At 71.1% G+C, this 12336-nt stretch carries 11 protein-coding genes; 7 read left to right on the plus strand and 4 right to left on the minus strand.

The features are described from left to right. Window positions 1–68 precede the first annotated feature (68 nt). Window positions 69–950: a hypothetical protein gene (locus MDN94_RS05090; protein WP_482724763.1), complete on the minus strand. Its 882-nt coding sequence runs from the start codon at window positions 948–950 to the stop codon at window positions 69–71. An 81-nt stretch (window positions 951–1031) separates the two neighbouring features. Here MDN94_RS05090 and MDN94_RS05095 point away from each other — a divergent pair, with 81 nt between their 5' ends. Together MDN94_RS05095 and MDN94_RS05100 are read left to right on the plus strand one after the other, a co-directional pair. Beyond that, window positions 1032–1814 (plus strand): SDR family oxidoreductase, encoded by a 783-nt coding sequence (locus MDN94_RS05095; protein WP_482724764.1) that lies wholly within the window; start codon window positions 1032–1034, stop codon window positions 1812–1814. A 323-nt stretch (window positions 1815–2137) separates the two neighbouring features. Beyond that, window positions 2138–3721 (plus strand): sodium:solute symporter family protein, encoded by a 1584-nt coding sequence (locus MDN94_RS05100; protein ID WP_482724765.1) that lies wholly within the window; start codon window positions 2138–2140, stop codon window positions 3719–3721. A gap of 93 nt (window positions 3722–3814) precedes the next feature. Here MDN94_RS05100 and MDN94_RS05105 read toward each other — a convergent pair whose 3' ends face one another. Both MDN94_RS05105 and MDN94_RS05110 read right to left on the minus strand, forming a co-directional pair. Further along, on the minus strand, window positions 3815–4945 hold the full coding sequence (locus tag MDN94_RS05105) for an ADP-ribosylglycohydrolase family protein (protein ID WP_482724766.1): 1131 nt from the start codon (window positions 4943–4945) through the stop codon (window positions 3815–3817). Window positions 4946–5337: 392 nt separating this feature from the next. Beyond that, window positions 5338–7932, minus strand: coding sequence for a bifunctional FO biosynthesis protein CofGH (locus MDN94_RS05110; RefSeq protein ID WP_482724767.1), 2595 nt, complete (start codon window positions 7930–7932; stop codon window positions 5338–5340). 130 nt (window positions 7933–8062) lie between these two features. Here MDN94_RS05110 and MDN94_RS05115 point away from each other — a divergent pair, with 130 nt between their 5' ends. Together MDN94_RS05115 and MDN94_RS05120 are read left to right on the plus strand one after the other, a co-directional pair. Continuing rightward, window positions 8063–8716 carry a hypothetical protein gene (locus MDN94_RS05115; protein ID WP_482724768.1) on the plus strand — a complete coding sequence of 218 codons (654 nt, stop codon included), beginning with the start codon at window positions 8063–8065 and terminating at the stop codon, window positions 8714–8716. 154 nt (window positions 8717–8870) lie between these two features. Further along, window positions 8871–9344, plus strand: coding sequence for a carboxymuconolactone decarboxylase family protein (locus tag MDN94_RS05120; RefSeq protein ID WP_482724769.1), 474 nt, complete (start codon window positions 8871–8873; stop codon window positions 9342–9344). 139 nt (window positions 9345–9483) lie between these two features. Here the strand turns inward: MDN94_RS05120 and MDN94_RS05125 are convergent, their stop codons facing one another. Beyond that, window positions 9484–9933 carry an ATP-binding protein gene (locus MDN94_RS05125; RefSeq protein WP_005316281.1) on the minus strand — a complete coding sequence of 150 codons (450 nt, stop codon included), beginning with the start codon at window positions 9931–9933 and terminating at the stop codon, window positions 9484–9486. Between the two features lie 137 nt (window positions 9934–10070). On the opposite strand from MDN94_RS05125, the gene MDN94_RS05130 reads away from it, so the two are divergent. The 3 genes from MDN94_RS05130 (at window position 10071) to MDN94_RS05140 (ending at window position 12333) form a co-directional block, all read left to right on the plus strand. Continuing rightward, entirely contained in the window at window positions 10071–10937 is an 867-nt protein-coding gene (locus tag MDN94_RS05130; RefSeq protein ID WP_482724770.1) for a helix-turn-helix domain-containing protein, read from the plus strand. Next, window positions 10934–11131 (plus strand): DUF397 domain-containing protein, encoded by a 198-nt coding sequence (locus MDN94_RS05135; protein WP_482724771.1) that lies wholly within the window; start codon window positions 10934–10936, stop codon window positions 11129–11131. Before MDN94_RS05130 ends, MDN94_RS05135 begins: the two co-directional genes overlap by 4 nt. A 335-nt stretch (window positions 11132–11466) precedes the next feature. Next, complete coding sequence (locus tag MDN94_RS05140; protein ID WP_482724772.1) at window positions 11467–12333, plus strand: helix-turn-helix domain-containing protein; 867 nt, start codon at window positions 11467–11469, stop codon at window positions 12331–12333. Window positions 12334–12336: the final 3 nt, after the last annotated feature.

A 12336-nucleotide genomic window follows, 5' to 3' on the forward strand; every position in this document is an offset into this window, starting at 1 on the left:
CTCTCGACTGGATCGCCGTCCCGGCCGAGGGGGCTCGGCCGTACCCCGGACCGCGTCGGCAGCGTGCCTCAGCGCAGCTGGTCGACATAGCGGTCGGTCCCGGGCACGGTCGGCACGAAAGGCGCCACCAACTCCACCCGTCCCAGCCCCGACTCCGCCACCACCGTGTCCAGCCCGGTGAACGTGTCCTCCCACCGGTCCCTCGGGTCCTCCTCGAGGAACCACAGCAGCGTAAGTCGGCTGTCCACGCCCTCCACCTGCTTCACATAGGTCATCCGGTCCCCCGGCAGCGGTGTGGGCCGGAAGACCGAAACCATGGCCGCGCAGGAGCCCGCCAGCCTCCTCGGCAGATGCTTCGCCCGCAGCCACCGCAGCAGTTCGGCCCGCTGGGCGGGGCCTTCGGCGTCGATGACCTCCAGCACCAGACCGGCGTACGGATGGTCCAGCGCATGCAGGTCACGCGGGCCCGCGGCGCCGTCGCGGTAGACGGTGGCCTCGTGGTCCTGGAAGGCCGTGAAGACGTGCGTCCGCCGCTGGTGGACGCGCCCGTCCCGGCCCAGGCGCTTGTTGATGGCGACGGTCCATCTCATGTGGTCGTCGTAGCGACCCTCGGTGATCCAGTACGTCGAGAGGTAGCACCCGGCCGCCACCGGCTGCGCCACCGCGGACTTCGCCGGGTAGCGCAGCAGTTGCAGGTCCCGTGTCGCCACCCAGCGCCGGCCGGCGCTGATCCAGGGCATCGCCATCGCGCCCGCGTAGTAGTGGTCGTCCTCGTACCAGCGGTTGTACGCGTACTCGTGGCCCGGATGCGGCTCGACCATCGTGATCAGCGCGTGGCCGGGGCGCACCCCGTACGGGCCGACGGACGCGAGTTCCGCGTACATCTCGCTGCGGGTGTCCTCACCGCGAGTGCCGCGGTCGCCGCCGTCACCGGTCCTGTCCTCGCTCATGGCGCTCCCCTTCCTTCCTGGGCCGGGCCGACCTACTCTGACGCTCCGTCAGATAAACCGCCAGCCTCGGGAGGCACCGGGATGCTGCTTCGGGACAAGACCGTCCTCGTGTCGGGCGTGGGCGCCGGGCTGGGCCTCCAGGTCGCGGCGGCCGTCGTCGAGGAGGGGGGCAGCGCCGTACTGGGCGCGCGCACGGAGGCGCACCTCGCGAAGACGGCCGGCGGGATCGACCCCGGCGGCGCCCGTACCGCGTACCGGGCCACCGACATCACCGACGAGGCCCAGTGCGAGGCGTTGGCCGCGCTCGCCGTTGAGCGCTTCGGGCGGATCGACGCCGTGGTGCACGTCGCCGCCCTGGACAGCGCCTTCGGCGGCCTCGAGGACGCGGACTTCGCCACCTGGCAGCGCGTCCTGGACGTGAATCTCCTCGGCACACTGCGGATGACGCGCGCGTGCCTGCCGGGACTCAGGGAGCGGGGAGGCTCCGTCGTGTTCATCGGCACGCAGTCGGCTCTCGCCGCACCCTCGCAGGTGCGGCAGGCCGCGTACGCGGCGTCCAAGGGAGCGCTGACGTCCGCGATGTACTCGCTGGCCCGGGAGCTCGGCCCCGACCGTGTCCGGGTGAACACCGTGCTGCCCGGCTGGATGTGGGGGCCGCCGGTGCAGGCATACGTCCGGTTCACGTCCGACGCCGAGGGAGTGGCGGAGGACGAGGTGCTCCGGCGGCTCACCGAGCGGACGGCCCTGCCCGACCTGGCCACGGACCGGGATGTCGCCCAGGCGGCGGTCTTCCTCGCCTCCGACCGCGCCCGGTCGATCACCGGCCAGTCGCTACTCGTCAACGCCGGTGAGCTGATGCGGTAGTTCGAGGACCGGTGTACCTCACTTCCTGGCCGCACGGGACCCGCATCCCGTGCGGTCTCTTCTGTCTGTCGGACTCGACGAAGTGCCCGCTCATCGTGTGGCCCACGTCTCGTTCGCGACAACGCCCCTCAAGGTCAAGAACGAGCAAAAGTCGTTCGTCTTGCTGATCCACGTTCACACTTATGACCACCAGAGGCCTTGACCACTGCCCGCGGCAGCCTGTTCAATCCGGGAAGTCCCCAACTCCCGCATGGGGCGCCGCTCAACGGACGCAAAGACGAAGCGCGCTCCTCGTTCACAAGGCGGACCCCTCTGGAGGGGACATGAACAGTCTCGACTGGGCCGTGCTCATCGGCTACTTCGGCGTGATGGTCGCGATCGGCGTCTGGTCCCACAAACGCGTGGACAACGTCAGCGACTTCTTCACCGCCGGCGGCAGGATGCCGTGGTGGCTGTCCGGAATCTCGCACCACATGTCGGGCTACAGCGCGGTGATGTTCACCGGCTACGCGGCCATCGCCTACACCTACGGCGTCACCTCGTACGTCACCTGGTCCTTCCCCATCGCGATCGGCATCGCGATCGGCGCCAAGGTGTTCGCGCCGCGGCTCAACCGGGTGCGATCGCGGCTGCACGTCGCCTCGCCGCTGGAATACCTCAAGAACCGCTACAACCTGCCGACGCAGCAGGCGCTCGCCTGGTCCGGCGTGCTGCTGAAGATCGTCGACGTCGGCGCGAAGTGGGCGGCCATCGCCACGCTCCTCTCCGTCTTCACGGGCGTCTCCCTCAACATGGGCATCCTGATCACCGGTGCGGTCACCGCCGTCTACTGCACCGTCGGCGGCCTGTGGGCCGATGCCCTCACCGAACTGGGCCAGTTCGTCATCCAGTTCGTCGCCGGTATCGCGATGCTCATCGCCGTCATGGCCGAGCTCGGCGGCTTCAGCAGCCTGTGGACCGTGTGGGACGAGCCAGAGCTGAAGGGTCACGCCGAGCCGCTCGCGGGCCCGTACATGATGGTGTTCCTGATCGCGTATCTCTTCATCAAGACCTTCGAGTACAACGGCGGCATGTGGAACCAGGCCCAGCGCTACATGGCCACCGACTCCGCGAAGTCCGCACAGCGCTCAGGCATCCTGTCCGCGGTGCTGTGGCTCGTCTGGCCGGCCGTCCTGTTCTTCCCCATGTGGGTCGCCCCGCTGCTCATCGAGACCGACGTACCCGCCGACAGTTACGCGCTGATGGCCGAACAGCTGCTGCCGCACGGTCTGCTGGGCCTGGTCATCGTCGGGTTCTTCTCACACACCATGGCCATGTGCTCCTCCGACGCCAACGCGATCGCCGCGGTCGTCACCCGCGACATCATGCCCGCGCTGTCCCGCAAGGCCCGGGAGTGGGACACCCGCGTCGGCCTGCTCGCCGCCCGCTGGGCAACACTGCTCTTCCTCGGCCTGTCGATGGCGATCGCGACGCAGGTCAACTCGCCGTTCTTCGGCGACATCATCACCGTCGTCATCAAGTGGGTCGCCGGACTCATGGGCCCGATCGCCATTCCGCTGATGCTGGGCCTGCTCCCCTGGTTCCGCAAGAGCGGACCCACCGCCGCCCTGCTCGGCTGGGGCGTCGGACTGCTCGCCTTCTGGCTGGTCAACTATCCGATCAGCTGGAGCGTCGAGGGCGGTGTGCCGCTGCAGTACCAGGTCTCGGTGCCGCTGGTCGTCTCGCTTGTCCTCTACATCGTGATCGGCTGGATCAAGCCCGAGGACACCCCGGAACGCGACGAGGTGCTCGCCAAGATCAACGGCGACGACGAGGGCGGCACCGGTACCGCCCGGCTGATCCCGTCGCCGGTCGCGGCCGGCGACGCGGACGTCAAGGTGCTCGGCCGCGAGGGCGCCGACGGCTGAGGCGCGCCTCCTCACCAGCACCGACCGTGCGAGGGCCCGGCTCCCGAGGAGGGGGGCCGGGCCCTCGTCGCTGCGGGAACGGGGCGGACCGGCTCAGGTCAGCTCGGCCGCCGCCCGCGGATACCGCTGGAGCCAGCCCGGCGCGGTCACCGTGGGGCTGTGCAGTGCCGGGCCCTGGGTCATCTCCATCGCGAAGTCGTCCGCGAGCTCCAGCAGCGTCGGACGGCCCTCCAGCTCGCACAGCCAGGCCGGCGGCAGCGCGGTCTCCCCGTGCATCGCGCCCAGCAGCGCGCCGCACACCGTACCGGTCACTTCGGACGGGCCGTCGTGATTGACGGCGAGACGCAGCCCGTGCCGGATGTCTTCGCCGACGAGGGCGCAGTAGACGGCGATCGCGAGGGCGTCCTCCGCCTGCCTGGCGTCGCCGAGGGACGCGATCCGCTCAGGGCTCGGGATGCCCTGCCGCACGGCGCCGAGGGCATGCTTGAGCGCGTCCGTGACCGGCTGATGGCCCGGTCGGGACGCCAGCTGCGCCAGCGCCCGCTGCACCGAGCCGTCCAGCGTCTCGCCGCGCGCCAGCCCGTGCACGATGACGGCGAACGCGCCGGCGGACAGGTACGCGGTCGGATGCCCGTGCGTCTGCGCCGCGCACTCGACGGCGAGCTGGCACACCAACTGCGGCTCCCAGCCGACCAGCAGCCCGAACGGCGCGGAACGCACCAGCGCGCCCGCGTCACGGGCGGTCGGGTTCTTGGGCGTCTGGAGGGTGCCCATGTTCGCGTCGCCGAGGCCGGTGACGGTGTCACGGGGCGGGTTGCGGCGGCTGTAGAGCCACTCCTCGCGGGCGAGCCAGCCGTTCTCCTTGCGCCGCTCGTCGGGGCCCCAGTCGCGTTGCGTGGCGGCCCATCTCAGATACGCGCGGTGCACGTCGGTGGGCGGGTGCCAGGCGCCGGTGTCACGGCGGACCTGGGCCCGTATCAGGCCGTCGACGGTGAAGAGCGTCAGCTGCGTGGCGGCTGTGACCGCGCCGCGGCGACCGTTGACGGGGGTGAGGTCGGTCAGCCCCTCCGCCCCGTGGGCGGCACGGATCTCGTCCAGGGTGAGCCCGCCGACGCCGGCGCCGAGCGCGTCGCCGATGGCACCGCCGAGCAGCGCGCCGCGCACCCTCGCGCGGAAGTCCTGCTGCTCGGCACGGCCCCACACGCCTGCGGCTGCTGCGCTCACCGCGCTCCTCCCCCGACGTCGAACGAACACTGCCCGGCCCAGCACTGTAATCGAACGGGAACGGCGTGCTCAGAGGGCGAGGACCGGTCCCGGCCGGGCCGCGCGCGGCTCGCACCGGTATGTCGCGGGACGAAGGCAGGCGCGGCGTACAGACCCGTATGCCCCGCCGTGCCGGGCACCGGCGCGGCCCACGGCCCGTCTCGCGCGGGCGCGTCTGCGGTCGGACCCGACGTCGGGCCGGGTCCCCCGACGACCGGCTCGACCGGTGGGCGGTCCGCCCGTGGTCGGTCCGGCGGCCGGTCCGCCGATGGTCGGTCCGGCGGCCGGTCCGCCGATGGTCGGTCCGGCGGCCGGTCCGCCGATGGTCGGTCCGGTGGGCCGTCCGCCCGTGGTCAGTCCGGCAGCAGGGGCAGCAGCTCCGGCAGGTGCCCGTCGGACGCGCTCGCCACCTGCCGGCGCTCGGCAGGGACCTCTCCGTACAGCGTCGTACGCGGCCGGGACGGCCGCCCCGCGGCCTGTGCGATGGCGGTCAGGTCACGCACGGAGCGGTACGAGCCGTAACTGGAGCCCGCCATACGGGAGATGGTCTCCTCCATCAGCGTGCCGCCGAGGTCGTTGGCCCCCGAACGGAGCATCTCCGCCGCGCCCTCCGCCCCCAGCTTCACCCAGCTCGTCTGGATGTTGGGGATGTGCGGGTGCAGGAGGAGGCGGGCCATCGCCGTGACGGCGCGGTTGTCGCGGGTGGTCGGGCCGGGCCTGGCGATGCCCGCCAGGTACACGGGCGCGTTGGTGTGGATGAACGGCAGCGTCACGAACTCCGTGAAGCCGCCGGTCTCCTGCTGGATGCGGGCGAGGGTACGGAAGTGGCCGAGCCAGTGACGCGGCTGGTCCACGTGCCCGTACATCATCGTGGAGGAGGACCGGATGCCGAGCTCGTGCGCCGTCTTCACGACCTCGATCCAGGTCGCGGTCGGCAGCTTGCCCTTGGTGAGGACCCAGCGGACCTCGTCGTCGAGGATCTCGGCGGCGGTGCCGGGGATCGAGTCGAGGCCCGCCTCCTTCGCCGCCGTCAGCCACTCGCGGATGGACATGTTGGTGCGGCTGGCCCCGTTGACGACCTCCATCGGCGAGAAGGCGTGCACATGCATGCCGGGGACGCGTTCCTTGACGGCCCGCGCGATGTCGAAGTACGCGGTGCCGGGCAGATCGGGGTGGATGCCGCCCTGCATGCACACCTCGACCGCGCCGACGTCCCACGCCTGCTGCGCCCGGTCCGCGACCTGGCTCAGCGACAAGGTGTAGGCGTCGGCGTCGGTGCGCCGCTGGGCGAAGGCGCAGAAACGGCAGCCGGTGTAGCAGACGTTGGTGAAGTTGATGTTCCGCGTGACGATGTACGTGACGTCGTCGCCGACGACCGACCTGCGCAGCTCGTCGGCGATACGGGTGAGGGCGTCCAGGGCCGGGCCGTCGGCGTGCAACAGTGCCAGCGCCTCGTCGTCCGTGAGCCTGGTGGGGTCGTCGGCGGCCGTGGCCAGTGCGGCCATCACGTCGGTGTCGAGGCGCTGCGGCACCATGCCGGGCGCGGCGGCCTCCCGCAGGGCGTCCCAGTCGCCGTAGACGGCGTCGAAGTCGTCACGCCGGTCGTGCGTCCGGCCGTCGGTGTCGATGGTCCGGTGCAGATCGGTGCGCCCGGTGGCGGTGAACCCCTCGTCCGGCTCCTGCCAGGGCAGCCCCGTGGGGAGGGCGTCGCTGTTCGCGAGACCGGTCTCCGGGTCGGCGAGCGCCTGTACGTGCGGCAGCAGCCGCGGGTCGAGCCACGGCTCGCCGCGCTGGACGAACTCCGGGTACACGCACAGCCGTTCACGCAGCTCGAAGCCCTCGGCCGCCGACCTCTCCGCGAGCTCGTCGATCCGGGGCCAGGGCCGCTCCGGATTGACGTGGTCGGGGGTGAGCGGCGATACGCCGCCCCAGTCGTCGATCCCCGCGCGGATCAGCCGCGCGAACTCCGCGTCCACGAGGTTCGGCGGCGCCTGCAGGCAGGCGGAGGGCCCCATGATGTGGCGCGCGACCGCGACGGTCGCGACGAGCTCGTCCAGCTCGGCGTCCGGCATACCGCGCATGGCCGTGTCCGGCTTGGAGCGGAAGTTCTGCAGGATCAGCTCCTGGATGCCGTGGTACGCCCGCGAGACGCGGCGCAGCGCGAACAGCGACTCGGCCCGCTCCTCGTACGTCTCGCCGATTCCGATCAGCAGTCCGCTGGTGAACGGGACGTTCGTCCGTCCTGCGTCCTCCAGCACGCGGAGCCTGACGGCGGGCTCCTTGTCGGGCGACCCGTAATGCGGCCCGCCCGGCTCGCTCCACAGCCGGGTCGCCGTCGTCTCCAGCATCATGCCCATCGACGGCGCGACGGGCTTCAGCCGCTGGAAGTCTGTCCAGGACATCACCCCGGGGTTGAGGTGCGGCAGCAGCCCGGTCTCCTCGAGGATCCGGATGGACATGGCCCGGACATACGCGATCGTGTCGTCGTACCCGTGCGCGTCGAGCCACTCGCGGGCCTCGGGCCAGCGGTCCTCCGGCTTGTCGCCGAGGGTGATCAGCGCTTCCTTGCAGCCGGCTTCGGCGCCGCGCCGCGCGATCTCCAGCACCTCGTCCGGCGACATGAACATCCCGTGCCCCGCGCGGCGGAGCTTGCCGGGCACGGTCACGAAGGTGCAGTAGTGACACTTGTCGCGGCACAGGCGGGTGAGCGGGATGAAGACGCTCTTCGAGTACGTGATGACCCCGGCCCGGCCGGCCGCCTCCAGCCCCGCGTCCCGGACCCTCGCGGCCGAGGCGGCAAGGTCCTCCAGGTCCGCGCCGCGGGCCTGCAACAGCACGGCGGCTTCCGCGACATCGAGCGCGACCCCGTCCCTCGCCCGCTTGAGCGCCCGGCGCATCGCGTTCTCGGTCGGCCGTGCCGGATGGGGTCCGCCCTGGTGATCGGTCATGCGTCGAGCATACGAGCGGTCCCGGACAACCGGCCGGGGACGGTGCCCGGTCGGCTGAGTAGTCGTGCTCATCCGACTTGAGTCGGTTGACGGGTACGGCCGTGCCGGCCCTCCTCGTAGCGTCGGTCCCGTGATCGAAGACCTCGCGCAGCCCCGCACCAGCACGTCCGCCGCCAAGTGGCTCGGCATCGCCCTGGCGACGATCGTCGGCATCCCCGTACTGCTGATCCTTGCCGTACTGGTGACGTACGGCGTGCAGCGCGCGACCCCCGAGGACTATCCGAAGGTCGCGCCGCAGAGCATGGCCGACCGGGCCGGCGCCCGGTCCCAGGAGTCGTACGACGTCCTCGGCTTCGACGCGCAGCTCCCGCCGGGCGAGTTCAACTCCCTGTCGTCCGGCTACTGCTACCCGGACGGCCTCGAGAGCGTGGCCGACGAGCACGTCGACAACGCCTACGCCCTCTCCCACGAGTGGCAACTCACCGACGTCACCGAGTCGGAGGCGCTCCCCGCCATGCGCCGTCTACGCGACCACCTCAGGGCCGACGGCTGGGACATCGTCTCGTTCGACTCCACACCGTCGGGCGACAACTGGACGCTGCGCACGGAACGCGACGGCGAGGGCCGCCAGGTCTACGAGTGGTACGCGGACGGCGGCCGCTTCCACGGGGGCGTGCACGCGGAGTGCGCGTACAACCCGACCCCGCCGACGGACCCGTACTCGAGCCCGACCGACGCTACGACGGGCCTGACGGCCCCGACACTGCGGCCGGCGTCCGCCTGACGGCCGGTGTCCCATTTGATGTCTGGCCGGCCGAAACGGTGAGGCGGGACAGCTCCAGCCGGGTGTGACGCGGGTCACCTCCAGTCGTGTCACGTCCTCCCCCGGTCGTTCCGTCGGAGAGGTGTAACCATCGGCAACGGCACAGGAGCTCACCATGGACGCTCGCTTGAACCTCTTCGCCAACCCGGTCGCCCTCCAGTTCATCAAGCACCTCAACGCCGCGGGCAAGGTCGTCTCGGACTCGACGCTGCCCCACGCGACGCAGGAGCTGGTGAAGCTCCGCGCCAGCCAGATCAACGGCTGCGGCTTCTGCACCGACATGCACTCCAAGGACGCCGCGCACGCCGGGGAGACCTCGGTCCGCCTCAATCTGGTCGCGGCCTGGCGTGAGGCCACCGTGTTCACCGACGCCGAGCGTGCCGCCCTGGAGCTGACCGAGCAGGGCACCCGCATCGCCGACGCGGCCGGTGGCGTCACGGACGAGGCCTGGGCGAACGCCGCCAAGTACTACGACGAGGAGCAACTCGCCGCCCTGGTGGGTCTCATCGCCCTCATCAACACCTACAACCGCGCGAACGTGATCGTCCAGCAGCCCGCCGGCAGCTACCGGCCCGGCCAGTTCGGATGACGAGGAGCACCGGGCACGGACCGTCGCCCGGTGCCGCCCCGTAGGAGAAGCAGCACCCGCCCCGGGCCGCCTCGTCGCGGCCCGGGGCGGACTTCGTCCGGGCCGCCGGCACGCCCGGCGCCGCTTCCGAAGGCCCGATTCAGCCGGGAGTGGCCGGACCCGCTGCGTCACGGACGGCGACGGTCGCCCAAACCGTCTTGCCCACGTCGCGCGGCGTGACGCCCCACGCGTCCGCCAAGGCCCCGACCAGCAGCAGGCCGCGCCCCGATTCGGCGTCGGGGGCCGCCGGCTCCGGCAGGGACGGGAGGCGTTCGGAGCGGGTGTCGGAGACCTCGATGCGCAGGGTGCCGGGCTCCGACAGCAGCAGGCGCAGCTCGAAGTCGCGGCCCGGTACCTGCCCGTGTGTCGCCGCGTTCGCCGCCAGTTCGGCGACGATGTGTCCCACCGCCTCTGACGTCTCCGTGCCGTAGTCGTAGCCCCAGTCCTCGAGCTGGTGCAGCGCCAGACGGCGGGCGAGGCGAGCACCGCGGCGGGTGGGGGTGAAGCGCTGGACGAACTCAGCCTTGCAGGTGGTCGTTTCCGTATTCACGTCCCCGAGCGTGTCCGCCCCTGCCTACCCTGACCAGGGGTTGCCGGTCGACGGGGCGCAGTTGTGCGGGTGCGCGTGCCGTTGTGTACGGGTCGTCGGGAGTGACCCGACGGCGGCGAGCGAGAGGCAGGTCGGGCATGGCGGACGCGGATCGCGACGAGCGGCCGGATCGGCCGGCCGAGGTCGACGGAACCACACACCTCTTCCGTGCGCTCGGGAAGCAGATCAAGGTGCTGCGCGAGGCCGCCGGGCTGAGCCAGAAGGAGTTGGGCGCGGCCACCCACTGCGGGGAGGCTCTGATCTCCGCGATGGAGCGCGGCGTCCGGACGCCGCAGCCCGACTTCCTGGAGCGTGCGGACGACTTGCTGGACGCGCGGGGCGTGCTCAGGGCAGCGGTGCCGGACGTGCGGGAGGCGCAGACGAAGGCCCGGACCCGGCACCCGGAGTGGTACCGGAACTACGCCAAGCTGGAGGCCGGAGCAGTAGAACTGCACGACTACAGCAATCAGGTCGTTCACGGGCTTCTGCAGACCGAGGACTACGCGCGGGCCATCTTCTCCCAACGTCGGCCGCTGCTCGATGAGGAGACCATCGCGATTCGCATCGTCGACCGAATGGCACGGCAGCAGCTCTTCGAGCGGTGGCCGGCGCCCACGTGCAGCTTCATTGTGGAGGAAGCGGCGCTCCAGCGTCCGATCGGAGGCCGGACGGTCCATGAAGCCCAGCTGCGCCAACTCCTCCGGGTGGGACGGATGCGGACCGTGGAACTACAGGTCATGCCGACGCACCGCGAGGAACACCCCAACGTCGACGGCGTGTTCACCCTGCTCACGGCCGAGACCCGCCAGCAGGTCGCGTACACGGAGGTGCAGGGGTACCCCCGGCTGATCACTGATGCGGAGCAGGTCAGGCTCATCACCGCCCGCTATGGCATCCTTCGGTCTCAGGCCCTCAACGCGCGGGAATCCCTGGCCCTGATCGAGAAGATGCTGGGAGAGCGATGAACATCGAGCAGCAACTCCACTGGTTCAAGAGCAGCTACAGCGGGGGTGAGGGCGGGTCCTGCGTCGAGATCGCTGGCGGTCGCGGCACCGTCCACGTCCGTGATTCCAAGGATCCGGCCGGCCCCCGGCTCGCCGTGCGCGCCTCCGCCTGGGCCGACTTCGTCGCATTCACCGGGGCTGCTCCTACGCCCTGAGGAGGCCGAAGCGTACCGACGGCGGAACACGTACCTCGGATGGGGGCGATTTGTCACAGTAGAGCCGGATCGGGGGTTTCCCGGTCCCGGTTCTCCTGGACCTCGACTCGCCCGCTTCAAAAGCTTTAAGAACCAGGGAAAGAACCTTCCTGACCCCACCCTCACCCGCCGCTCACTCGGACGGGTGACGCACCCCAACTCAACTGGCGCATATGCCATGACGCGGTGCAAGCTCAGCCTCGACAACAGAACACGACCGCAGAAATGCGGCGGCCCCCGGCCGGGACTGGCATCCCGATCGAGGGCCTCACCAACGAGGAAGAGAACGCTTCCCCATGGCTGTAGCGCAGCTTAACGCGCCCCTGTGCGCGTCGCCGCCCGTTCCCGCGGTCGGCATCCGGCACATCAACCTGCCGCACAATGAGCGCTTCGTCGTGGTCGGCAACCACCTCGCCCAGCACGATCGTCTCTCGCTGACCGCGATCGGGCTGTCGGTCCACATCCAGTCGCTCCGTACCGGGACCAGGATCTCGGTCAAGAAGCTGGCCGAGCGGTTCCCCGAGGGCGAGGACCGCATCTCGGACGCGCTCAACGAGTTGGAGCGGTACGGGTATCTGCGGCGTACGCGGGTGCGGCTGCCGTCCGGGCAGCTGATCACGACCACGGAGTCGTTCAACAACCCGCCGGCGATGCGGGCCGGTGTGCCGGGGCGGGCCGTGTCCGTGACCGCACCGGTCAGGGCAGCGCCGCCCGTCCGAGAAGCGCCGCCACCGACCCCGCCCGCCATGGAACGACCTCCGCCGCCCGAGCCGACCGCGCCCCGGAGACGGCCGTTCGGTCCCGTCCCCGTCGCGCTCCTCGCGGATCTGCGGCGGCACGATCCCCGGCTGCTGCTCTCCCAGCGGGACATCGGCCGGCTTGCGCCGGCCGTCGACGCCTGGCTCGAGCGCGGCATCGCGCCCGACGCCGTACGGCGGACACTGACCGCCGCGCTGCCCGCCGGACAGCTGCACCACCCGGCAGGTCTGCTCCGGCACCGGCTGACGGAACTGCTGCCGCCACCGCTCCCGGCCTCTCCGCCCGGCCCCTCGCGCCCGGACCCGTTCCAGACGTGCGACGCCTGCGACCTCGCGTTCCGCGCACCCGAGCCGGGCCTGTGCGGCGGTTGCGCCCACGCAGCAGTCGACCTGCCCGCAGCTTGACCG

It is taken from the genome of Streptomyces sp. WAC00040, from assembly GCF_056835925.1.